25 protein-coding genes are annotated in these 23,511 nt (G+C 57.3%); 24 read left to right on the top strand and 1 reads right to left on the bottom strand.

The window, feature by feature from the left end; genetic code table 11:
- Positions 1-299 precede the first annotated feature (299 nt).
- From trpE to ypjB, 17 genes are all read left to right on the top strand, one after another.
- The gene (gene trpE, locus ACTVIM_RS10580; protein ID WP_445612573.1) at positions 300-1,826 is read left to right on the top strand and encodes an anthranilate synthase component I; all 1,527 of its coding nucleotides are present in this window, start codon (positions 300-302) and stop codon (positions 1,824-1,826) included.
- Positions 1,820-2,839, top strand: coding sequence for an anthranilate phosphoribosyltransferase (gene trpD, locus ACTVIM_RS10575; protein ID WP_445612572.1), 1,020 nt, complete (start codon positions 1,820-1,822; stop codon positions 2,837-2,839). The genes trpE and trpD overlap by 7 nt, the downstream gene beginning before the upstream one ends.
- A complete protein-coding gene (gene trpC, locus ACTVIM_RS10570; RefSeq protein WP_033021232.1) occupies positions 2,832-3,632 on the top strand; it encodes an indole-3-glycerol phosphate synthase TrpC in 801 nt (266 codons plus the stop codon). Before trpD ends, trpC begins: the two co-directional genes overlap by 8 nt.
- Positions 3,595-4,248, top strand: a complete 654-nt coding sequence (locus tag ACTVIM_RS10565; protein WP_445612571.1) for a phosphoribosylanthranilate isomerase — start codon at positions 3,595-3,597, stop codon at positions 4,246-4,248. Before trpC ends, ACTVIM_RS10565 begins: the two co-directional genes overlap by 38 nt.
- A 100-nt stretch (positions 4,249-4,348) precedes the next feature.
- Positions 4,349-5,563 carry a tryptophan synthase subunit beta gene (trpB, locus tag ACTVIM_RS10560; protein ID WP_445612570.1) on the top strand — a complete coding sequence of 405 codons (1,215 nt, stop codon included), beginning with the start codon at positions 4,349-4,351 and terminating at the stop codon, positions 5,561-5,563.
- A complete protein-coding gene (gene trpA, locus ACTVIM_RS10555; RefSeq protein WP_445612569.1) occupies positions 5,541-6,365 on the top strand; it encodes a tryptophan synthase subunit alpha in 825 nt (274 codons plus the stop codon). Before trpB ends, trpA begins: the two co-directional genes overlap by 23 nt.
- A gap of 15 nt (positions 6,366-6,380) precedes the next feature.
- Positions 6,381-7,478, top strand: a complete 1,098-nt coding sequence (gene hisC, locus ACTVIM_RS10550; protein ID WP_445612568.1) for a histidinol-phosphate transaminase — start codon at positions 6,381-6,383, stop codon at positions 7,476-7,478.
- 83 nt (positions 7,479-7,561) lie between these two features.
- A complete protein-coding gene (locus ACTVIM_RS10545) occupies positions 7,562-8,665 on the top strand; it encodes a prephenate dehydrogenase (RefSeq protein WP_445612567.1) in 1,104 nt (367 codons plus the stop codon).
- A gap of 49 nt (positions 8,666-8,714) precedes the next feature.
- Positions 8,715-9,998, top strand: a complete 1,284-nt coding sequence (gene aroA / locus ACTVIM_RS10540; RefSeq protein ID WP_033844948.1) for a 3-phosphoshikimate 1-carboxyvinyltransferase — start codon at positions 8,715-8,717, stop codon at positions 9,996-9,998.
- Positions 9,999-10,265: 267 nt separating this feature from the next.
- Positions 10,266-11,522: a tetratricopeptide repeat protein gene (locus ACTVIM_RS10535; RefSeq protein WP_445612566.1), complete on the top strand. Its 1,257-nt coding sequence runs from the start codon at positions 10,266-10,268 to the stop codon at positions 11,520-11,522.
- Positions 11,523-11,578: 56 nt separating this feature from the next.
- On the top strand, positions 11,579-12,112 hold the full coding sequence (locus tag ACTVIM_RS10530; protein WP_033021302.1) for a ReoY family proteolytic degradation factor: 534 nt from the start codon (positions 11,579-11,581) through the stop codon (positions 12,110-12,112).
- 89 nt (positions 12,113-12,201) lie between these two features.
- Positions 12,202-12,657, top strand: coding sequence for a YpiF family protein (locus ACTVIM_RS10525; RefSeq protein ID WP_033844066.1), 456 nt, complete (start codon positions 12,202-12,204; stop codon positions 12,655-12,657).
- A gap of 142 nt (positions 12,658-12,799) precedes the next feature.
- The gene (locus tag ACTVIM_RS10520; protein WP_033021821.1) at positions 12,800-13,309 is read left to right on the top strand and encodes a QcrA and Rieske domain-containing protein; all 510 of its coding nucleotides are present in this window, start codon (positions 12,800-12,802) and stop codon (positions 13,307-13,309) included.
- A gap of 3 nt (positions 13,310-13,312) precedes the next feature.
- Positions 13,313-13,987, top strand: coding sequence for a menaquinol-cytochrome c reductase cytochrome b subunit (gene qcrB / locus ACTVIM_RS10515; protein ID WP_033021820.1), 675 nt, complete (start codon positions 13,313-13,315; stop codon positions 13,985-13,987).
- 51 nt (positions 13,988-14,038) lie between these two features.
- Positions 14,039-14,803, top strand: coding sequence for a c-type cytochrome (locus tag ACTVIM_RS10510; protein ID WP_445612565.1), 765 nt, complete (start codon positions 14,039-14,041; stop codon positions 14,801-14,803).
- A 78-nt stretch (positions 14,804-14,881) separates the two neighbouring features.
- The gene (locus ACTVIM_RS10505; protein ID WP_445614348.1) at positions 14,882-15,487 is read left to right on the top strand and encodes a DUF1405 domain-containing protein; all 606 of its coding nucleotides are present in this window, start codon (positions 14,882-14,884) and stop codon (positions 15,485-15,487) included.
- Positions 15,488-15,753: 266 nt separating this feature from the next.
- Positions 15,754-16,542, top strand: a complete 789-nt coding sequence (gene ypjB, locus ACTVIM_RS10500; protein WP_445612564.1) for a sporulation protein YpjB — start codon at positions 15,754-15,756, stop codon at positions 16,540-16,542.
- 208 nt (positions 16,543-16,750) lie between these two features.
- On the opposite strand, the gene ACTVIM_RS10495 is transcribed toward ypjB, so the two are convergent.
- A complete protein-coding gene (locus ACTVIM_RS10495) occupies positions 16,751-17,620 on the bottom strand; it encodes a YitT family protein (RefSeq protein WP_445612563.1) in 870 nt (289 codons plus the stop codon).
- A gap of 159 nt (positions 17,621-17,779) precedes the next feature.
- On the opposite strand from ACTVIM_RS10495, the gene ACTVIM_RS10490 reads away from it, so the two are divergent.
- From ACTVIM_RS10490 to ACTVIM_RS10460, 7 genes are read left to right on the top strand one after another with little or no spacing between them, the layout of a single operon-like run.
- Positions 17,780-18,115 carry a nucleotide pyrophosphohydrolase gene (locus ACTVIM_RS10490; protein ID WP_033844945.1) on the top strand — a complete coding sequence of 112 codons (336 nt, stop codon included), beginning with the start codon at positions 17,780-17,782 and terminating at the stop codon, positions 18,113-18,115.
- Complete coding sequence (gene dapB / locus ACTVIM_RS10485; RefSeq protein WP_033844063.1) at positions 18,112-18,906, top strand: 4-hydroxy-tetrahydrodipicolinate reductase; 795 nt, start codon at positions 18,112-18,114, stop codon at positions 18,904-18,906. The genes ACTVIM_RS10490 and dapB overlap by 4 nt, the downstream gene beginning before the upstream one ends.
- 31 nt (positions 18,907-18,937) lie before the next feature.
- Entirely contained in the window at positions 18,938-19,372 is a 435-nt protein-coding gene (mgsA, locus tag ACTVIM_RS10480; protein WP_033844062.1) for a methylglyoxal synthase, read from the top strand.
- A gap of 5 nt (positions 19,373-19,377) precedes the next feature.
- Positions 19,378-20,091 (top strand): bacillithiol biosynthesis deacetylase BshB1, encoded by a 714-nt coding sequence (gene bshB1, locus ACTVIM_RS10475; RefSeq protein ID WP_033019563.1) that lies wholly within the window; start codon positions 19,378-19,380, stop codon positions 20,089-20,091.
- A complete protein-coding gene (bshA, locus tag ACTVIM_RS10470; RefSeq protein ID WP_033019566.1) occupies positions 20,088-21,224 on the top strand; it encodes an N-acetyl-alpha-D-glucosaminyl L-malate synthase BshA in 1,137 nt (378 codons plus the stop codon). The genes bshB1 and bshA overlap by 4 nt, the downstream gene beginning before the upstream one ends.
- Positions 21,221-22,435 carry a CCA tRNA nucleotidyltransferase gene (locus ACTVIM_RS10465; RefSeq protein WP_033019569.1) on the top strand — a complete coding sequence of 405 codons (1,215 nt, stop codon included), beginning with the start codon at positions 21,221-21,223 and terminating at the stop codon, positions 22,433-22,435. Before bshA ends, ACTVIM_RS10465 begins: the two co-directional genes overlap by 4 nt.
- Positions 22,393-23,382: a bifunctional biotin--[acetyl-CoA-carboxylase] synthetase/biotin operon repressor gene (locus tag ACTVIM_RS10460; protein WP_033019571.1), complete on the top strand. Its 990-nt coding sequence runs from the start codon at positions 22,393-22,395 to the stop codon at positions 23,380-23,382. The genes ACTVIM_RS10465 and ACTVIM_RS10460 overlap by 43 nt, the downstream gene beginning before the upstream one ends.
- The last annotated feature ends 129 nt before the right edge of the window (positions 23,383-23,511 follow it).

Genomic DNA, 23,511 nt, shown 5'->3' with positions numbered 1-23,511 from the left:
GTTGTTTCTTTTGAGCAATGGGGAGCGTTTGAAAGACGATCTTGATGCGACAAGGAGAAACGAGCTTGATAAGCGGCTTGCTCCCTTAAATCCCCGGCCTTCTGGCGCGGGCGGTGGAAGCAGAGCATGAGCAGAGAACGAGCGCAGGGTAGATGAGAATGAGCGAGTTTAGCCGAGGTGAGGTTGCTTTGATTGGCGATCATCTGCCCAAAGACGACCGTCTTTGGGCTTTTCTTTCCTCACATTTCGCCTCATAAACCCTCATTCTCCACCCGGCTGTCCGGAGGGGAGGAGAAGAGATGTCTACCGATGAGTTGGCCGCTTTTTTGGCGGATGCCGACAAGTTTCACACCATTCCGATCGTGCGCAAATTTTTGGCCGATGTCATCGAACCGCTTGGCGTGTTTCACAATTTGCGTGATGAAGCGGTGTTTTTGCTCGAAAGCAAAGATGATGAATCGCCGTGGGCGCGTTATTCCTTTATCGGTGTTTCTCCGTTTTTGACTCTTGAAAGCGAAACGGGGGAGACGTTTACAGTCAAGGACGAAACCGGCATGGAGCGCATGACGGCTCCGACGCTGAAAGAGGCGTTTCAGTGGGTCGAGCGGACGCTCGCTGTCAAGCCGCTTGTCGGGGTGGCGCCGTTTGCTGGCGGCGCGGTCGGGTTTTTAGCCTATGATTTGATTTCTGCCATCGAAAAAGTGCCGCGCCATCGCCATCGCGATGTCGCCATGAAAGCCGCTTATTTCGTCTTTTGCGAGTCGCTGTTTGTCTTTGACCATCAAAAACGCGAACTTTCCCTCATTCACTACATTCGGTTGAACGGCGGGGAAACGAAACAAGAACGGATCGAAGCATACAGCGCCGCAAAGAAGCGGCTTGACACCTTGGCGGCGAAAGCGGCAAGAGAGCAAAGCGAGCGGCTGCTGCTGCCGGCGGCGGAAGAAGTCAAAGGCGCCGTTTCGTTTGCTGGGGTGGTGTCCAATTACGACAAAGATCAATTTTTACGCGATGTTGAAAAAGTCAAGCAATATATCGCCGCCGGCGACGTGTTTCAAGCGGTGCTGTCGCAACGGTTTTCCGTGCCGGTGCAAGCGGGTGGATTTCCCATTTACCGCCTGCTCCGCCATATCAATCCGTCTCCGTACATGTTTTACTTTCGCATGGATGGAACAGAAATCGTCGGCAGCTCGCCGGAAAAGCTTATTCAAGTGCAAAAGCGGCGCGTCGAAATCGACCCGATCGCAGGGACGAGGCGGCGCGGCCGGACGCCGGAGGAAGATGCCGCGCTTGCTGATGAGCTGTATCGCGACCCGAAAGAGCGGGCCGAGCATTACATGCTCGTCGATTTAGCGCGCAACGATATCGGCCGCGTCGCGAAGTTCGGAACGGTCGAAACGCCGGTTTTGCTGGAGATCGGGAAGTTTTCGCATGTCATGCATTTAATTTCCAAAGTCGTCGGGGAGCTGAAGGACGACGTTCATCCGATCGATGCCCTGCTTGCCGCATTTCCGGCCGGGACGGTCAGCGGGGCGCCGAAAGTGCGGGCGATGCAAATTTTGCAGGAGCTCGAACCGACTGCCCGCGGGCTGTACGCTGGGGCCATGGCTTACATCGGCTTTGACGGCAACATCGATTCTTGCATCGCTATTCGGACGGCGGTCGTCAAAGACGGCTGCGCTTACGTGCAGGCGGGCGCCGGGATCGTCGCTGACTCGATTCCGGAACTCGAATGGAAAGAGACGCGCAATAAAGCGAGCGCGTTACTAAAGGCGATCGAACAAGCGGAACGATTCGTTGTCAAGGGGGAGAGGACCGTATGCTAAAAGAGCTGCTTGGAAAGTGCGCAGAAGGGCAAACGCTGACCGAAGCGGAAGCGTACGCGGCGATGAATGCGGTGATGGCGGGGGAGGCGACCGCCAGCCAAATCGCCAGTTTGTTGTCGATGTTGCGCGTGCGCGGGGAGACGGTGGATGAATTGGTCGGGTTTGTGCGGGCGATGCGCGATCGAATGACGGCCATTGACGCCGGTGATGAGGTCATTGACACGTGCGGCACAGGTGGAGACGGCGCGGCGACGTTCAACGTCTCCACCGCCGCCGCGATCGTCGTTTCTTCGCTCGGGGTCAAAGTGGCAAAGCACGGCAACCGCGCCGTCTCATCGAAAAGCGGCAGCGCCGATGTGTTGGAGCGGCTCGGCATCGATATCCAATCGTCGCCGGAGACCGCCAGGCGGGCGTTGGATCAAACAGGATTGGCGTTTTTGTTCGCTCCGCTGTATCACGCGGCGATGAAACACGCGGCTGGGCCGCGGAAGGAAATCGGCTTCCGCACGGTGTTCAATTTGATCGGCCCGCTGGCCAACCCGGCGCGCTGCAAGCGGCAAGTCATCGGCGTTTCCTCGACGGATTATGCGGAGAAGCTGGCCGAGACGATGCGCCGCCTTGGTTCCGAACACGTCTTGTTTGTCACCGGCCGCGATGGTCTCGATGAATGCAGCATTGCGGCGGAAACCGATGTCGTCGAACTGAAAAACGGCGAGATCCGCCGTTTCGTCATCGCCCCGGAAGATGCCGGCCTTCCGCGCGGCGCGCTCGCCGATGTGCAAGTGCGCAATCCGGAAGAAAGCGCCGCCCTGCTTCAGGCCGTTATGGAAGGGACGGCTCCAGCCAGCGCCGTAAACATGGTGGCATTGAATGCCGGCGCCGCTCTGTACGCCGCCGGCAAGGCCGAAACGATCGCCGCCGGGACGGCGATGGCAAAAGACGCCATTTTGTCCAAAACCGCCTACGCCCAGCTGGAGCGGCTGCGGACGAAGGAAGTGGTGCACGATGCTTGAACAAATCTTAGCGACGAAGCGAAGCGAACTGGACACATTCGTATGGCCGGAACCGCTGCCACAACCGAAGCGCCGCTCGTTTGCGGCGGCGCTCCGACGGCCGCGGCGGGCGCTCGGGTTGATCGCCGAGGTGAAAAAAGCGTCGCCGTCAAAAGGGATCATCCGCGCCGATTTTGATCCGGTCGCCATCGCCAAAGCGTATGAGCGCGCCGGGGCCGACGCCATCAGCGTGCTGACGGATGAACGATATTTCCAAGGGCACCGCCGCTATTTGCAAGCGGTCAAAGAAGCGGTCGACATCCCGGTGCTGCGCAAAGATTTTATCATCGACCGACGGCAGGTGGAGGAAAGCGCCCGGCTTGGGGCCGATGCCATTTTGCTGATCGGCGAGGCTCTTTCTGTTGACACGTTGGAGTCGCTTTATCGAGAAGCGTATGACCGTGGGCTGGAATGTTTGGTCGAAGTGCACGAGAAAGAAACGCTAGAGCGCGTGCTTGAACGGTTTACGCCCGAAGTGGTGGGCATTAACAACCGGAATTTGCGCACGTTTGTGACGACGCTTGAGGCGACCAAAACGCTTGCCCCGCTCATTCCGTCATCGTGCGTCATCGTCAGTGAAAGCGGGATCGGCTCTTACAGCGATGTAAAGACGGTGGAATCGTATGGGGCGCAGGCTATGCTCGTCGGTGAATCACTCATGCGCCAGCCGGATGTGGAGCGGGCGGTTTACCGGCTGTTTGGAGAGGGAGATGAGAATGATCCGCTTGAAATACTGCGGAAACCGATCCCGTGAGGACGTGCAGGCTTCCTTGGCAAGCGGGGCTGACTATCTCGGTTTTATTTTTGCTGAGAGCAGGCGGAAAGTGTTGCCCGCGGAAGTGAGATGTTGGCTCGACGGTCAGGCGCTCGGGGCGAAACAGCTTGTCGGCGTGTTTGTCAACGCCCCGGTCGAACGGATCGCGGCCGTCGTCCGCGAACTCCCGCTCCATATCATTCAATGCCACGGGCGGGAGGATCGAGCGGAGCTGGCCGCGGTGAAAGAGGCGGTGCGCCTCCCGGTCTGGAAGGCGATTCACCATGGTGACGGAGCGCTTGCAGCGATGAAACAGTATGCCGGCCTTGCCGATGGCTATGTCGTTGACAGCCGCGTCGCCGGCGCATGGGGGGGCACGGGCGTCACTTTCGATTGGGAGGCGGTGCCGCGTTATTTGGAAGAGGCGGCGCGCCAAGGCGTGCCGTGCTTTATCGCCGGCGGCATCACTCCGGACAATGTCGAACGGCTTGCGGCCTATCGTCCTGACGGCATCGACATCAGCAGCGGCATCGAAACAGACGGCCGCAAAGATCCGTCCAAGATGAAGCGAATCGAACACAAGGTCAAACGATGTTGCGGGGAAAAAGGGGAGTGACGGGAGCCCGTGCCGCGAGGCGAAACCGCGCCGCTGCGGCAACGGCCCGTTAGCAGGCGGCTTTTTTCCTGCGGACAAAAATGAAAAGAAGGTGGCTTCGATGAGGGAACACGTTCCAAATGAATACGGCCGATTCGGCGATTTCGGCGGCAAATTTGTTCCGGAGACGCTCATGCGTCCGCTTGAGGAACTGGAAGCAGAGCTTGACCGCGCGTTAGCCGACGAGTCGTTTCAGAGCGAATATGTGCGCATTTTGCACGAGTATTCCGGGCGGCCGACGCCGCTGACGTTCGCGCCGAATTTGACAGAATGGGCGGGCGGCGCGAAAATTTATTTAAAGCGCGAAGATTTAAACCACACGGGCGCCCATAAAATCAACAACGCCATCGGTCAGGCGCTTTTGGCGCGGCGGATGGGCAAAAAAAAGCTGATCGCCGAAACCGGCGCCGGGCAGCACGGGGTAGCGGCGGCGACCGTGGCCGCTCACTTCGGCTTGGAGTGCATCGTCTTTATGGGGGAAGAGGACATAAAGCGGCAAGCGCTGAACGTGTTTCGCATGAAGCTGTTAGGCGCTGAAGTCGTGCCGGTGTCAAGCGGCAACCGGACGCTGAAAGACGCGACGAACGAGGCGATCCGCTACTGGGTCGCTCATTGCGATGACCACTTTTATATGATCGGTTCGGTCGTCGGTCCCCATCCATATCCGAAAATGGTGCGTGAATTTCAGCGCGTGATCGGTGATGAAGCGAAAGAACAGTTTCTTGCCCGCGAAGGAAAGCTTCCGGATGTGATCGTCGCCTGCGTCGGCGGCGGCAGCAACGCCATCGGCATGTTTTACCCGTTTTTGCAAGATGACGTCCGTCTCGTCGGCGTCGAGGCGGCCGGCAAAGGGATCGACACTCCGCACCATGCGGCGACCATTACCAAAGGGACGAAAGGAGTCATCCACGGGGCGATGACGTACTTGCTGCAGGATGAATACGGGCAAATTCTCGAACCGTATTCGATTTCCGCCGGCTTGGATTATCCCGGCGTCGGTCCGGAACACGCGTATTTGGCGAGCATTGGCCGCGTCGACTACGAAAGCGCGACCGATGCGGAAGCGATCGCCGCGTTCCAACTGCTGGCGCAAACAGAAGGGATCATTCCAGCGATCGAATCGGCCCACGCGGTGGCAAAAGCGGTTGAACTCGCCCGCCGGATGACCCCGGATGAGACGGTGCTCGTTTGCCTGTCAGGCCGCGGTGACAAAGATGTGCAGACGATGATGCATCATCTCGGTGGGAAGGAAGGTGAAGGCGTTGTTGTCCGTTAATCCGCCGCTCTTTATCCCGTTTCTCGTGGCCGGCGATCCGACCGCCGCTTTGACCGTCGACCTTGCGTTGGCGCTCCAAGACGCCGGGGCGGATGTCCTCGAGCTTGGTGTGCCGTACTCCGATCCGCTCGCCGATGGACCGACGATCCAGCGGGCTGCCGCTCGGGCGCTCGCCGGACAAATGACGCTGCCGAAAGCCATTCATCTCGTCGCCGAGATGCGAAAAAAAGGAGTCAAAATTCCGATTATCATCTTTACGTATTATAATCCTGTGTTACAATTAGGAGAAGAATCCTTTTTTGCTTTAGCGCGGGAAAATGACGCCGACGGCGTGCTCATCCCTGATTTGCCGTTTGAGGAAAGCGCGCCGCTCCGTCGGCTTGGCGAGCGGTTTGGTCTGCCGCTCATTTCGCTCGTCGCTCCGACGTCGAAGCAGCGGATCGAGCGGATCGCTTCCGCGGCTGAAGGGTTTTTGTACTGCGTCTCTTCACTTGGCGTCACCGGTGTGCGCGAGACGCTGCCCGAGACGCTTGGCGATTTTCTCGGTGAAGTCAAGCGGCATAGCCGCGTGCCCGTTGTCGTTGGTTTTGGTGTTTCCACGCCCGAGCAAGTGGCGGTGCTCAAGCGCGAATGCGACGGCGTTGTCGTTGGCAGCGCGCTCGTCCAGAAAGTCGAACAGCTGCTTGAACGCCTGCAGGCGCCGGGGGAAAAGGAAGCGGCCATCGCTGAGTTTGCGGCCTATGCTCGCGCGCTCGCCGCGCCGCTGCGCGAACCGTGTGCTTCGCGCGAAAAGTTCCAATGAAGGAGTTGGCGATCGATGCAAGTCAAGGAATCGCTCCGGGGGCTTTCCCCGTACCAGCCGGGAAAATCCATCGAAGAAGTGAAGCGGGAGTACGGCCTTTCCGAAATTATTAAACTAGCTTCCAATGAGAATCCATACGGTTCGTCGCCGGCGGTGAAAGCGGCCATCGCCGCTAGGCTTGACCACCTCGCCTTCTATCCGGACGGTTATGCCCGTACGCTGCGTGAAAAAGTGGCGAAGCATCTCGGCGTCAAGGAAACACAGCTGCTGTTTGGCAACGGTTCGGATGAAGTCGTGCAAATGGTTTGCCGCGCCTTCCTGGAGCCGGGTGCGAACACGGTCATGGCGACGCCGACGTTCCCGCAGTACCGGCACAACGCCGTCATCGAACGGGCGGACGTGCGCGAAGTGCCGCTCGTTGACGGCCGGCACGATTTAGAGGCGATGCTTAACGCCATCGACGGGAATACGCGCATCGTGTGGATTTGCAATCCGAACAACCCGACCGGCACGTACGTGAACGAAACGGAGTTGCGCGCCTTTTTGGACCGTGTGCCGCCGCACGTGCTTGTCGTTTTGGACGAGGCGTACTATGAGTACGTCACAGCGGCCGATTATCCGCAGACCGTTCCGCTGTTGAACGAGTACGAACAGCTTGTCATTATGCGCACGTTCTCGAAAGCGTACGGGCTTGCCGCGCTCCGCGTCGGCTATGGCATCGCCAACGAGTCGCTCATTCGCGCCATTGAACCGGCGCGCGAACCGTTTAACACCTCCACCATCGCCCAAGCCGCCGCCGTTGCCGCTCTTGACGATCAGGCGTTCATCCGCGCCTGCGTTGAGCGAAATCGGGCCGAGCTTGAGCGGTATTATCGCTTTTGCGAGGAGAACGGCCTGAAGTATTATCCGTCGCAAACGAACTTTTTGTTTATGGAGGTTGGAGTGGACGGCGATGAGGTGTTCCGCTACTTGCTTGAGCGGGGTGTGATCGTCCGCTCGGGACGGGCGCTTGGCTTGCCGAACGGGGTGCGCATCACTGTCGGCACGAAAGAGCAAAACGATCGCGTGTTTACGCTTCTTTCGGAGATGCTGCGGGAAGCACAGCTCGCCTAGAGGCTTGATGGCGAACTTTCGGAAGAACATGCCTGCCGCTTTTTGAGGCGGCAGGCGCATGTTTACATAAGTAGGTGGGACGATTGGAAGGAAACGTGTTGATTGTCGGCCTTGGCTTGATTGGGGGATCGATGGCGCTCGCCATCAAAAAAGCGCATCCGGAGGCGGTGATCATTGGGTATGACGTCGATGAGCGGCAGCTCGGCTTGGCCCGTTCGCTCAAAGTCATCGATGAGGCCGCCGGTTCATTGACCGAAGCATACGAACGGGCTGATTTGATCGTTTTGGCCGCCCCGGTCATGCAGACAGAGGCGCTGCTCTCCTCGCTGCCGCTTGAGCGGCTGAAGCCGGGCGTCATTGTGACGGATGTAGGCAGCACAAAGCGGCGCATCGTCGAACGGGCGCGCCGCCTGCTTGAACGCGGCGTAGCTTTCATCGGCGGCCACCCGATGGCCGGATCGCATAAAAGCGGGGTGGCGGCGGCTAGAGCTCATCTGTTCGAAAATGCGTTTTACATTTTGACGCCGACCGAAGAGGTGGCGGTGCAGCGGGTCGAAATCCTGAAACGATGGCTTTCCGGAACGAAGGCCCAGTTCGTCATCTTGACGCCCGAGGAACATGACCGCATCACCGGGGTCATCAGCCATTTTCCGCATTTGATCGCGGCGAGCCTTGTCCATCAGGCGCGCGAGTACGAGTGTGAAAATGCGCTTGTCAGCCGGCTGGCGGCCGGCGGCTTTCGCGATATCACTCGCATTGCGTCGAGCAATCCGGAAATGTGGCGCGATATCTTGATCCATAATAAGCAGGAGATGCTGACGTTGTTTGACCGATGGATGGCGGAGATGGAAAAGTTGCGTTCCTTTGTCGAAGAAGAAAACAGCCCGGCCATTTACCATTACTTTCTAGAAGCCAAGCAATTTCGCGACGGACTGCCGGCGCGCACGAAAGGGGCGATCCCGTCCTTCTATGATCTGTACGTCGATGTGCCGGATTATCCGGGCGTCATTTCCGAGGTGACCGGCTACTTGGCGAAGGAAAACATCAGCATCACCAACATTCGCATTATTGAAACGCGCGAAGAAATTTACGGCGTGCTTCGTCTCAGCTTTCAAAGCGAGGAGGACCGGGCGCGGGCGAAAGCGTGCCTCGCCCAACATACGAGCTATGCCGCCTATGAGGGATAGGGCGATGCCGCCGATCAAGGCAACGATGAAAGATAGTGGAGGGGTTTTGATGCAGCTGCCAACGAACGTCTCAGCGCTCCGGGGCGCGATTGAAGTGCCCGGCGACAAGTCGGTTTCCCATCGCGCCGTCATGCTTGGCGCGCTTGCTTCCGGGCGGACGGTAATCGAACACTTTTTGCCCGGAGCGGATTGTTTGAGCACCATCGATTGTTTCCGCAAACTCGGCGTTGACATTCGCCAAGACGGGACGACCGTCGTTGTCGAAGGAGTCGGCCCCGGCGGGTTGCGCGAGCCGGCCGCGGTGCTCGATGTCGGCAACTCCGGGACGACGGCGCGCCTTTTGCTCGGCATTTTGGCCGGCCAGCCGTTTCACGCCTGCTTGGTCGGCGACGAATCGATCGCCAGGCGGCCGATGGGCCGGGTGACGAAGCCGCTGCGCGAGATGGGGGCGCACATTGACGGGCGCGAGGGCGGCAATTATACGCCGCTTTCCGTTCGCGGCGGCGCGCTCCGCCCCATTCATTACGCTTCGCCGGTGGCCAGCGCCCAAGTGAAATCGGCCGTCTTGCTTGCCGGCTTGTTCACAGACGGCGTGACATCGGTTACGGAACCGCACCGTTCGCGCGACCATACGGAGCGGATGATTCGGCTGTTTGGAGGCGGGGTGGACGTTGCCGGCTTCACCGTCTCCATAGCGGGTCCGCAGCGCTTAGAGGGGACGCGCGTTTACGTTCCCGGCGACATTTCATCGGCCGCCTTTTTCTTGGTCGCCGGCGCCATTGTGCCAAACAGTGAAATTACGCTGAAAAACGTCGGCTTCAATCCGACGCGGACCGGCATCCTCGACGTGCTTGCGCAAATGGGCGCGGATCTCGCCATTGACAACGTCCGCAACGAGGAGACCGAGCCGGTTGCCGACATAACGGTCCGCACGTCAACACTGCGGGCGGTCGATATTGGCGGCGATCTGATTCCAAGATTGATCGATGAAATCCCGATCATCGCTCTGCTCGCGACGCAAGCGGAAGGGACGACGGTCATTCGCGATGCTGCTGAGCTAAAGGTGAAAGAAACGAATCGGATCGATACGGTCGTGGCCGAGCTGAAAAAGCTTGGCGCCGACATTGAAGCGACCGATGACGGCATGATCATCCGCGGGAAAACGCCGCTGGTGGCCGATGACGCTGTAGTCGACAGCCACGGCGATCATCGGATCGGCATGATGCTCGCCATTGCTGCCTGCATCACGAAAGGCCGGGTCCGCCTTAACCGGAAAGAGGCGGTCGCCGTCTCTTACCCAACGTTTTTTGCCGATCTTCGTTCCTTGTTGTGACCGCCCCCCGCCTCGAGCGGGCGGGCGGTTCTATTTGGCACTGTTCCCTCATATGTTGTCAATGAGAGGGCGGGCTTCTCCACTTCTTTTTTGAAAGCGGATACATGACGAGCCGATGGCGATCGGTGAGCGGTTTGGTTGCCGAAACGGCCGTTGTCGATTATGATAATGGATGTTCCGGTTGGAACGGTACATAATTTGAACAAGCAAGGGGCCTCAGACCGAAGCGGATTCGCGCTCCTTGCTGCAGGAGAGGGCTGACGAAGCATGACACGCGTCGAACAGATCATTCGGCTTGTGGAAAACGGCCACATCGATCAAGCGCTGGCGCTCGTGCCGAAGGTGAAACAATACGGAAATGATGAGGAAAAGTATGCGCTTGCCGACTATTTGTACGGCTTAGGGATGCCGGAAGAAGCGAAAGAGCTGCTTGAAGAGCTTGCCGCCCGCTACCCGGATGATGGCGATATTCGCCTGTTTTTGGCTGAAGTGTATACGGAATTGGAAGCGGAAGACGATGCGCTTGCCATTTTGGCAGAGATTGGCGAGGACGATCCGCAATTCGTGCGCGCCTGCTTGCTGGCTGCCGATTTGTACGAAATGCAAGGGCTGACGGAAGTGAGCGAGCGAAAGTTGCGCCAAGCCTATGAAAAAGCGCCTCATGAGCCAATCGTGCCATTGGCGCTCGCTGAGCTCTATTTTTCCCAAGGCGAGTACGCGAGAAGCGTGCCGCTTTATGAGCAAGTGCGGAAAACAGGAACGGAGCTGGCCGGCGTCTTGATCGCCGAGCGAATCGCTGAGGCGCTCAGCCGCTCAGGCGAATTCGAAGCCGCGCTCCCGTATTATCAAGAGGCGCTTCGGGAAAAAACGGACAGCCGGACGTTGTTCGCTTATGGGTTCACCGCCTTGCAGGCCGGCTATGCGCAAACGGCCATCGAGCAGTTTAGCGCCTTAAAGGCGCTCGACCCCGACTACAGCCCGCTTTACCTTCACCTAGCGAAAGCGTATGAACAGGAAGGGCGGCTTGTTGAGAGCTATGAGACGGCGCTTGAGGGCATCGGCGTCGATGAATGGAATAAAGAGCTCCGCCTTTACGCCGGCAAACTGGCGCTCAAGCTCAACAAGCCGGAGGAAGCGGAGGAACACTTGAAAAAAGCGCTTGAGATCGATGGGGGCTACATCGAGGCGCTCACCGTTTTATCGGCGCTTTGGCGAAACGAACAGCGCTATGAGGAGGTCGTGTCGCTGTTGGAAGGGGCGATGGCCGATGGTGAGTACGACCCGCAGTTCGAATGGGATTTAGGGCGCGCCAAACACCGGCTTGAGCGGTATGAAGATGCATTAAACCATTACAATGAGGCATATAATTTCTTTAAACACGACATCGATTTTCTCGAAGAGTATGGATATTTTCTCATCGAAGAAGGAAATCGAGCGGCGGCGAGAGAAATATTTCAACAAATCGTTCGCCTCGACCCAACGCACACTGAGGCGGCTGACGTTCTGTTGGAACTGGAGGAGTAGGGGAGAAGCGGTGGCCCAACCTCTTTTTTGGAAACCGATCGAGGGGGAAGCGCACAATGACACACGTGTCCGTCAATGAAAAAAAGGAGTTTATCCGTTGGTTTTTAAGCCATTACCAGTTGAAGCGGCGCGAGTGTGTTTGGATTTTGAACTATTTGATGAGCCATGACCAGCTGATGCAAAAGGTGCATTTCGTCGAGAACGCCCAATATTGCCCGCGCGGCATCGTGATGTCGACCCACTGCGTTGACGATGTGCCGTTTCGGTTTTATAAAGGCAATGTGATGACGACCGATGCGGAAAAGTCGTTTCATGACATTCGGCTGAACCGCGACGAAGATATTTACATTCAGCTCAATTTTCGCGCTTCTTTTCACTCACCGCAATACGTTGCCGTCCTTGAGGAAAACCCGTACGCGCCGAGGCAGGCACAGGTGAGCGAAAACGACCAGCGCCTAGCCGAACAGTTTTTGGAGCGGTCCATTTACGAGTTTCGGCGCGATCGGCTCATGAAATGGATCGATGAAGCGCTCGACCGCCGCGATGAAGAGGCGTTCCGCCGCCTGACGGACGAGTTGAATCAACTGTAGCACCTTGCCATCGGCAAGGTTTTTCTTTTGCCGAAAAATGTGATATGTTGATAACAAGAAATTCACTTTTCGGACAGAGGGGAGCACATATGAAATGGATCAGTGAAGACGTCAACGTGTATGAAAAGGAGCGCGGGTACGTCGATACGGCGCTCGTTCCGCTCCTGCCGCTGGCCTTTGACCAAGAGGCGAAACGGCTCGCCGCCGGCGGGGAGCTGGTCGGGCTTGTCGCCGCTGAAGCTGAGCGGCAGCTCCGCGGGCGGGTGTTTTTGTTGCCGCCGTTTGTATATTTTGTCGATGAACCGCGCTCCGTGCTTCGCGAACGGCTTTCCGATTGGACAAGGCGGCTTGGGCGGGAAGGAATGGCGCATTCCGTCTACGTGACATGCGATCGTTCGTGGCAAGAGGGGGACGAAGCCGACCGCGTTTGGTTCGTTCCGTCCGTTCCGCTCGAAAGCATGGAGGCATCGTACAAGCATGAGCTCATTAGAGAGCAGGCCGCCGGGTTGCTCCGCTTTCTTGTCGGCCGCTGGGCGCAAGAGTAAACACGACAGTCGGACGTTTTGCCAGCTGCGATATTGACCTTGCCGGACGATTGCGCTATCATTAGAATGTCCTAGTTTTCCATATGTGTTATACATACAATCGTCCGGTGCGGACTTGATCTTGCATAGAGGGGGGAAAACGATGAGCGACAACAAACATCGCGTCACGAGACGTCAGTTTTTGAACTACACGTTGACCGGCGTCGGCGGCTTTATGGCCGCGGGAATGCTCATGCCGATGCTTCGCTTTGCTTTTGATCCGCTTTTGAAAGACGAAGCGGGAACGGGTATGGTCGCGGTGGCTGACGTCAAGGAAATCACGACAGAGCCGAAGCGCTTCGACTTCAAGGTCAAGGTGAAAGACGCTTGGTATGAAGCGGAAGAGCCAAGATCTGCTTGGGTGTACAAGGATGGAAAAGGGAACATCGTCGCCTTGTCGCCGATCTGCAAACACCTTGGCTGTACGGTCGACTGGAATACGGACAAAGAGCATCCGAACCAGTTTTTCTGTCCGTGCCACTACGGGCGCTATACGAAGGACGGCACCAACATTCCGGGGACACCGCCGCAGGCGCCGCTTGACCGCTACGAGTACAAAGTGAAAGACGGGAAGCTGTACTTGGGCAAGGCGAAACCGAGAGGGGAGGCGTAATGCGTGTTAAACAAGCTGTATGATTGGGTGGACGAGCGCTTGGATATTACGCCTTTGTGGCGGGATATTGCCGATCACGAAGTTCCGGAGCATGTCAACCCGGCCCACCATTTTTCCGCCTTCGTGTATTGTTTTGGCGGGCTGACATTTTTTGTTACGGTCATTCAAATTTTGTCGGGCATGTTTTTGACGATGTACTACGTTCCGGATATTAAAAATGCGTGGGAGTCGGTGTATTACTTGCAGAACGAAGTAGCGTTCGGCCAAATCGTGCGCGGCATGCACCATTGGGGAGCGAGCTTGGTCATCGTCATGATGTTTTTACATACGCTGCGCGTCTTTTTCCAAGGGGCATATAAAAAGCCGCGCGAAATGAACTGGATCGTTGGCGTATTGATTTTCATGGTTATGATGGGGCTCGGCTTTACCGGCTACCTGTTGCCGTGGGATATGAAAGCGCTGTTCGCGACGAAAGTAGGGTTGAAAATTGCCGAAGCAACTCCGCTTATCGGTCCGGCGATCAAAACGCTGTTGGCCGGCGATCCGGAGATTGTCGGCGCGCAAACGTTGACGCGCTTCTTTGCCATTCATGTCTTCTTCCTGCCGGCGGCATTGCTCGGCTTAATGGCAGCGCACTTCTTAATGATCCGCAGACAAGGCATTTCCGGTCCGCTATGATCCGGTCGGCCTAGCGTTTGCAGGTGACAGAAAAAAGGAGGGAACGACGCAATGCATCGCGGAAAAGGAATGAAATTCGTCGGCGATTCCCGCGTTCCCGCGGTGAAAAAACCGAATATCCCAAAGGATTATTCGGAATATCCCGGGAAAACGGAAGCGTTTTGGCCGAACTTCCTGCTGAAAGAGTGGCTTGTCGGTTCGGTCTTCCTGATCGGGTTTTTATGCTTGACGGTCGCCCATCCGTCGCCGCTTGAGCGGATCGCCGACCCGACGGATACGACGTATGTGCCGCTGCCTGACTGGTATTTCTTGTTCTTGTACCAATTGCTCAAATATTCGTATGCGTCTGGTCCGTATACGGTTGTTGGCGCCATTATTATGCCAGGATTGGCGTTTACTGCATTGTTGTTGGCACCGTTTTTGGACCGCGGCCCGGAGCGCCGTCCGTGGAAGCGTCCGGTGGCGACAGGCATGATGCTCTTGACGTTGGCAGCGATGATTTATTTGACATGGGAATCGGTCGTCACGCACGACTGGAAAAAAGCGGCTGAACAAGGAAAAATTCGTGCTGAAGTCAAAATTGATACGAACGCGGAAGGTTATAAAATCGCTCAAGCGAATACGTGTACGTCATGTCATGGGCAAAACTTGTCCGGCGGCGCTGGTCCGTCGCTTATCGGCACCGGCTTAAAACCGGAAGAAATTGCTAAAATTGCTAAGCAAGGAAGAGGGAACATGCCAGCCGGCGTATTTAAAGGGACGGATGAAGAGCTGAAAAAGCTGTCTGAATTCATCGCTGGTTTAAAAGCGAAATAATAGGTTCGGTCCGGAAAAGCTGACTCGCGTTAGTCAGCTTTTTTCGTGCTCGTGCCCAATCGAAGAGAGGTGCGAATGATGGCATGGCTTTATGCGCTGCTCGCTTCCCGGTCGGTCGTTTGGCTGCTGTTTGTCGTCAACGCTGCCGGTACAGCATATGGATATTATTGGTATAGGTATCAGCTGGCCGATACGCCCCCTTTGTTTTTACCGTTTGTGCCTGACAGCCCAACGGCGAGCCTTTTTTTTCTCATCGTCCTCGGCGCTTGGCTGCTCGGCCGGCGGGCGCCGCTGTTCGAAGCGCTGGCCGTGGTGACACTCGTCAAGTACGGCGTTTGGGCGGTCGTCATGAACGTGCTCGTCTGGCGGGTCACCGGCACGCTTGACTGGGCGGGTTGGCTGCTCATTGTCTCGCACGGGGCGATGGCGGTCGAAGGGATCGTATACGCTCCGTTCTATCGGTTCCGCTGCTCGCATTTGGCGTTGGCTGCCGTCTGGACGCTGCATAATGACATCATTGACTACGTTTTCGGCATGATGCCGCGCTATCAGATGTTGGCGAATTACGCCGATGTCATCGGTTATTTCACGTTTTGGCTGAGCATCGCTTCCCTTGCCGGCGCGTATTGGCTCGGCATCCGTCAGCCGCGCCGTCGGCTCTGTCTGTCCGATCGCGGCGCCTAGCGGAGGTGATGCTCCGGTCGTTCTTTCGGCAAGAACGATCAACTTTTCCGGCTAAGGTTCATGTCGCTCCACCCGCTTGTTTCGCAAATGGAGAAGGGGAGGATCGGTTTTCCCGCTTTCTTTGTTGAGCCGGCGTTGGGCGGCCCTCCGTCCCGCCGGCCGCGGAGGGCTGCGGCGAAAAGACGGGCGGCGCTTTACGACATTTGGCTGGTCTACTCTTGTCCACTCCTTCATACATTGTAGTAGTGAATGGAGGAGGGACGATGATGAAACGAATCGGGCTGGCCCTGCTGTTGTCGCTCGCTTTTTTATGGTCGGTGTCCGTCGATGCGGCGGGGCAACGGAGCGATTGGGGAAAATTAGATGATATTTCCGACGAGGCGCTGCAATTGGCCAAAAATGAGCGCTTCGCTGAAGCGCAAGAAGTGCTCCGCTATTTCTCCGAGCGATTTTTCGCGTTAGAGGCGAAGGAACGATTGAGATCAGCAGATGAACTGCGAGCGGTGACCGTGACGCACGAACAGGCGGTCAGGGCGATGAGCGCACCGATCCCAGCGGAAGACAAGGTGGCGGCGGTCACCCAATTTCGCCTTGTCGTTGATGCCATCCATTCAACTTACCAGCCGCTTTGGTCGGAGATGGAGCCGGCGGTGATGGAAGCGTTGGCGGCGATGGAAAAAGCGGCGGAGCGCGGCGAAAAAGAGGCATATGCCGCTGCGGTGCGCCAGCTGGTTGACCGCTACACGTTGATCGAACCGAGCGTGAAAATTGACGTCCCGCCCGAAGTGGCGACAAAAGTCGATGACGATCTCGAAGCGCTGCAAGCCGCCGCGTTTTGGCAAGCCGATGAAACGAAGCGGCGCGAGCGGCTTTCGACCGCGCGCCATGATTTTGAGGCGCTGTTTGCCGGAGTGAAAAAGGACGAGGCCGACCCGTCGCTGATTTGGGTCATGATTTCAACCGGCGGAATGATCGTGTTGACGTTGACGTACGTCGGCTGGCGGAAATACAAAGGGGAAAAAGAGGAAAAACGGGCGCGGCAGCCCGAGGAATAAACGGGTGGTTCAAGGGGATGCTCCCCGTTTTTTTTTTTTTTTTGACGGGGGGAGCGGTTTTTAACAGTGCGGCTGTCGGCACGTGTCCTTGCCCTTTTTTATGAGGGGCGCAGCGGGTTCGCCGCTTTCGCTCGGCGCGGCGAGCCCGGTTTGCCGGCCGGGGAAGGCCCCTTCCGCATGGCTGATCAAGGGAACAGGGCCGATTCGCTCATGGCTCGAGCGGCCGTTTTTGTTCGTCGAGCGTAAACCCTTCGCCGAGCACGTCATGCACGTCGGTGACGGCGACAAACGCGTGCGGGTCGACGGACATAATGACGTTTTTCAAGCGCGGCAGTTCGTTTTTGGCGACGACGCAATACAAAACGTCACGGTCGCGCTTCGTGTACGAGCCGCGCCCTTTGAGCACGGTGACGCCGCGCTCCATCTCCGTCAAAATCCGGTTGGCGATCTCTTCGCTTTTGTCGGAGATGATCGTCGCTCCTTTCGCGGCGTACCCGCCTTCTTGGATAAAATCGATGACCCGGGCGGCGATGAAGACGGCGACCAGCGTATACATCGCTTCCCGGTATGATAAGTAAAGAAGGGACAACGTGATGACCGTGGCGTCAAAGGCGAACATCGTTTTGCCCATGCTGATGCCTTTGTACTTATAGACTAAGCGGGCGATGATATCCACTCCCCCGGTGGTGCCGCCGTAGCGAAAAATGATGCCGAGGCCGACGCCGATGAACACGCCGGCGAACAAGGCGGCGAGCGTCAAATCATGGCGAAGCGGCATATGAATCATGTAGCGTTGAAAGATGGACAAAAATACAGAAACGGCGACCGTGCCGATGATCGTATAGAGAAACGTCTGACGGCCGAGCAGTTTCCAGCCGATGAAAAAGACCGGGATGTTGAGCGCCAAGTTGGTGATGGCCGGATCCAAACCGGACGAAAAATAAAGGAGAAGCGTAATGCCGGTAAATCCGCCTTCCGCCAAATTGTTTTGCATGTTGAAATGGACGAGCCCGAAGGCGAAAATGGCGGCGCCAAGCAAAATAAATACGCAGTTTTTGATCTTGAGTCCAAAAATCATAACGTCCCTCCGTCCGCAAAAATAGTCGGCGCCCTTAATTATAGAGGAACTCATCCATCTAGGCAATGATGAGCGCAAACGGACGGAATGGACAGCGGGCGAAAACATTTGTCAAATGCGCCGCTTTTCGCTAACATGAAAGCAGACGAGGTGAGAGCGATGCAAGAGAAAACGATGAAACAGATGCAACAAGAAGTGGACGAGTACATCAGCCAATTTCAGGAAGGCTATTTTTGTCCGCTCGCCATGCTCGCGCGGCTGACCGAAGAGCTCGGCGAACTGGCGCGAGAGGTGAACCACTACTACGGGGAAAAACCGAAAAAGGCGACCGAACAAGAAAAAACAATCGAAGAAGAGCTGGGCGATTTGCTGTTTGTGCTCATTTGCTTCGCCAATTCGCTTGGCATTGATTTGCAAGCGGCGCACGACCGGGTGATGGACAAGTTCCGCACCCGCGACCGTGACCGTTGGACGCGGAAGGAGGAAGCGAAATGATTCGCATCGTCATCGCCGGGCCGCGCGGCCGCATGGGCCGTGAAGCGGTGGCGCTTGTGCAAAGAACGGACCATTTTGAACTGGCCGCGGTCATCGACCGTCGTTACGACGGACAAAATTTAGCGGAGATCGATGGATTTGCCGGTGTCGACGCCCCGATTTACACTGATGCGGCTCGCTGTTTTGCCGAAGTGAAGCCGGATGTCTTGATCGATTTGACCACGCCGGAAGCCGGAAAACGGCATGCTGAGCTGGCGCTGCGCCACGGCGTTCGCCCGGTCGTCGGCACGACCGGATTTACGCCGGACGAGATCGAGCGGCTGACCGAATTGGCTGAGGAAAAAGAGCTCGGCGCCATCATCGCCCCGAACTTCGCCGTTGGCGCGGTGCTGATGATGAAGTTCGCCCGCATGGCGGCCAAATATTTCACCGATGTGGAAATTATCGAGCTGCATCACGACCAAAAGCTTGACGCCCCATCGGGAACAGCGCTGAAAACCGCGCAGCTCATCGCCGAAGTGCGCCCGGAGAAAAAACAAGGCCATCCGGATGAAAAGGAAACGCTCGCCGGTGCGCGCGGTGCCGCGTACGCCGGCATTCCGATTCACAGCGTCCGTCTGCCAGGGCTTGTGGCGCATCAGGAAGTGATGTTCGGCGGCGACGGACAGACGTTGACGATCCGCCATGATTCCTTCGACCGCCGTTCGTTCATGTCGGGAGTGAAACTGGCGGTGGAAACGGTCATGCATTTACATACGCTCGTCTACGGGCTCGAACAGATTTTAGACTAGCGCGGACAGCGCCAACGGGGGAGAGGACAAGATGAAAATCGCGTTGATTGCTCACGACCAAAAAAAGGCGGAGATGGTCGCGTTTGTGACCGCCTATGCACCGATTTTGGCGAACCACGAACTGTACGCCACCGGCACGACCGGCTTGCGCATTCAAGAGGCGACCGGTCTTTCGGTTCACCGTTTCCAATCCGGGCCGTACGGTGGCGATCAAGAAATCGGGGCGATGATCGCCCGCAATGAAATGGATATTGTTATTTTTTTCCGAGATCCGCTCACCGCCCAGCCGCACGAACCGGATATTAGCGCGCTGATGCGGCTTTGCGATGTCTACGCCGTGCCGCTGGCGACGAACATCGGGACGGCCGAGCTGCTCATTCGCGCGTTGGAGCGCGGCGATTTGGCATGGCGCAACATCGTCCGCGGTCGGGCGAAAAGTGGGGAGGAATCGGAAACAGAAAGGTGACCGCAATGGTGGAAACATGTGATCTATTGGCGTTTGGCGCCCATCCCGATGACGTTGAAATCGGCATGGGCGGGACGATCGCCAAATATGTGCGGCGCGGATACCGCGCGGTGATTTGCGATTTAACGAAGGCCGAGCTGTCATCAAACGGCACGGTTGACGAGCGGCAGAACGAAGCGGCTGAAGCGGCGCGCCGGCTTGGCGTAGCGGAACGGCTCAACCTCGGGCTGCCCGACCGCGGTCTTGATGTCGATGATGAGGAGGCGATTCGCCGCCTAGTCGCCGTCATTCGCCGTTATCGGCCGCAGCTCGTATTCGCTCCGTATTGGGAGGATCGCCATCCCGATCATGGGCGATGCGCCCGCCTCGTTGAGGAGGCGGTCTTTTCCGCCGGCATCCGCCGCTATGGCGCAGGCGAGCTGGGAGAGGCGCACCGCGTCCGCGCCGTGTACTACTATATGATCAATGCCTTTTGCCGCCCGCACTTTCTCATCGATATTAGCGAGGCGATCGACGACAAGCGGGCCTGTTTGCGCGCCTACGGAAGCCAGTTTGAAAAGCGGCCCGGATCGGTCGACACCCCGCTGACCAACCACTACATCGAGATGATCGAAAGCCGCGAGCGCTGGTTTGGCCAGCAAATTGGCGCGGCATATGCCGAAGGGTTTTTGTCCAAAGCACCGATTCATCTTTTCGACTTATTCGAGGGAGCGCGATGAAGCTGAAAATCGGAATTGTCTGTTATCCGACGGTCGGAGGCTCGGGGGTCGTCGCCACCGAGCTTGGCAAGCTGCTGGCAGAGCGTGGGCATGAGATCCATTTTATTTCATCGAGCATGCCGTTTCGGCTCAGCAAAGTATACGGGAATATTTATTACCATGAAGTGAGTGTCAACCAATATTCGGTTTTTCAATATCCGCCGTACGATTTGGCGTTGGCCAGCAAAATCGCCGAGGTGGCGAAGCGGGAACGGCTCGATGTGCTTCATGCCCATTACGCCGTGCCGCATGCGGTCTGTGCCGTGCTGGCGCGGCAAATGGTGGGCGAATTGCCGATTGTGACGACATTGCACGGCACGGACATCACAGTGCTCGGCTATGACCCGTCGCTTTCTGATATGATCAAGTTTGGCATTGAGCAGTCCGATGTGGTCACGGCTGTATCAAACGCTCTCGTCCGCCAAACATACGAACTGCTCGATGTGCAAAAACCGATCCAAACGGTGTACAATTTTGTCGACGAGCGCGTCTACCAGCGCCGGGAAGCCGGCCATTTGCGGCGCGAATACGGCATCGGCGAGCAGGAGCGCGTCGTGATTCACGTCTCCAATTTCCGCAAAGTGAAGCGCGTCCCCGATGTGGTGCGCGCCTTTGCCATCATTCGCCGTCACGTGCCGGCCAAGCTTTTGTTTGTCGGCGATGGGCCGGAAATGACCGTCGTCTGCCGGCTTGTCAAAGAGCTGGGCTTACAGAATGAAGTCCGTTTTTTAGGCAAACAAGACAAGCTGGACGAGCTGTATTCGATCAGCGATGTGATGATGCTGCTGTCGGAAAAAGAAAGCTTTGGCCTCGTTCTGCTCGAGGCGATGGCGTGCGGCGTCCCGTGCATCGGCACGGCGATTGGCGGCATTCCGGAAGTGATCGATGACGGCCAAAGCGGATTTTTATGCCCGCTTGGCGATGTAAAAGAGGCGGGGAGGAAGGCGCTGGCGCTGCTGACCGACCGCCGCCTGCACGCCGAGATGGCGAAGCGGGCGGTGCAGGCCGTCGAGCGCAAATTCCGTTCGTCCGATATCGTCGGGCAGTATGAGCAGCTGTACGCTTCGCTGGCAGCAAGGAAGGTGAGACGATGAAACCGCCGTTCCGGCAGGCGCTTGGCATTATCCGACAGCTGAAGCAACATGGCTATGAAGCGTATTTCGTCGGCGGCGCCGTGCGCGACCTCTTGATCGGGCGTGCGATCGGCGATGTCGACATTGCGACGAGCGCCCGTCCTGAAGAAGTGATGGCCATATTTCCGAAAACGATCGACGTCGGCTCCAAGCATGGTACGGTCGTCGTCGTCCATGAAGGAACAGCGTATGAAGTGACGACATTTCGCACGGACGGGGATTACGAAGATTACCGCCGCCCCGAATCGGTGACGTTCGTCCGTTCGCTGGAAGAAGATTTAAAGCGGCGCGACTTTACGATGAACGCCATCGCCATGGACGAAAACGGGACCGTTATCGATCCGTTTGCGGGACGGGAGGCGATTGCGCGGCGGCTCATTCGCACGGTGGGAAAGGCCGAAGAGCGGTTTCGCGAAGATGCGCTCCGCATGATGCGAGCGATTCGATTTGTCAGCCAGCTCGGTTTTTCCCTCGCGCCGGAAACGAAGCGGGCGGTCATAGACAATGCCCCGCTTCTTGCCCATATTTCCGTGGAGCGGATGACCATGGAGATGGAAAAACTGCTCGCCGGCCCGTTTGCCGGCGAAGCGTTGTCGCTGTTGGCGGAAACCGGATTGTGCGCGTATTTGCCAGGTCTCGTTGGAAAAGAGGAGGGAGTGCGCCGGGCGGCGGCGTACCGCTGGGGATGGCTCACAGCGCGCGAAGAGCGGTGGGCGCTGTTGTGCCGAGCGCTTGACATCACGGAAAGCCGGCCGTTTTTGCGGGCATGGAAGCTGCCGAACAAAGTGATGGACGAAACCGGCGCGATCTTGTCGGCGCTCGAGGCCGTTCCCCATTCAGACGAATGGACGAATGAGCGGCTGTTTTTGGCTGGCCTCAAGCGCGCGCTTTCCGTTGAGACAGTGCGCGCCGCCTACACCGGCACACCGCCCGATTCATCGCATGATGAGCTGCGCCGCCGCTTTGCCGCTTTGCCCATCAAAACGAAAGCGGAACTCGCGGTGAGCGGCAAAGAGGTCATTCAGTGGATCGGAAAGCCGGCCGGCCCGTGGGTGAAAGAGACGCTTTACGCCATATGGCGGGCGGTCGTCAACGGTGAAGTTGAAAACGAGAAGGAGCGGATTCACGCATGGCTCACGGAGCGCAATCGGACACAAGGAAACGGCTGTTAGAACTGTTTGCCGAGGCAAACGGCGAGTTTTTATCCGGACAAAAAATTAGCGAACGGCTCGGCTGCTCGCGCGCGGCGGTGTGGAAGCATATCGAGGAGCTGCGCAAGGAAGGATTTGAGCTCGAAGCGGTGCGCCGCCTCGGCTACCGGATCGTTAGCACTCCGGACAAAGTGACGGCGAACGAAATCCAACTCGGCTTAAAAACGGAGACGTTTGGCCAAGTGATTTATTCCTTCGAGGATGTGGATTCGACCCAGCGGGTGGCGGCCAAGCTGGCCCACGAAGGAGCGCCGGAAGGGACGCTCGTCGTTGCTGAGGAGCAAAAAGCCGGACGTGGGCGCCTCGACCGGAAATGGTTTTCGCCAAAAGGAACGGGCATTTGGATGAGCCTGATTTTGCGCCCGCCCATCCCGCCGCAACAGGCGCCGCAGCTGACCTTGCTTGCGGCTGTCGCCATCAGCCAGGCCATTCAAGAAGTGACCGGCCTCGTCCCGGACATTAAATGGCCAAACGACATTTTGCTTGGCGGCAAAAAATGCGTCGGCATTTTAACCGAGCTGCAGGCCGATCCGGATCGCGTCCATTCGGTGATCATCGGCATCGGCATCAACGTCAATCAGACGAGCGAGCAATTTCCCGAGGACATCCGCGCCATCGCCACCTCGCTCGCCATCGAAAAGGGGAAGCCCATCAAACGGGCGCGGCTCATCCAAGACATTTTGTTCCGGCTGGAACGCTTGTACCGCCAATACTTGACGCACGGGTTCCGACCGATCAAGCTTCTTTGGGAAGGATACGCCGTTTCGATCGGCAAGCCGGTGACGGCCCGGACGTTGGGCGGGGTGATGCGCGGCATCGCCCGCGGTATCACCGATGATGGGCTGCTCATCTTGGAAGATGAGCAAAACACGATTCATTACATTCATTCAGCCGACATTCAACTGTAATTGCCACTAGAAAAATTGTGACAATTTTGTTAAAATGCAAAGTGAGGAAAAGGGCAGTATCTTTGTCGAAAAGAACTGCACCGGATATGGCGACGTGAATGAAAAAAGAAGCAACGAAAAGATCTGCCT

The sequence above is a fragment of the Geobacillus sp. YF-1 genome, assembly GCF_052692335.1.
This window is presented reverse-complemented; position numbering and strand designations above follow the sequence as displayed.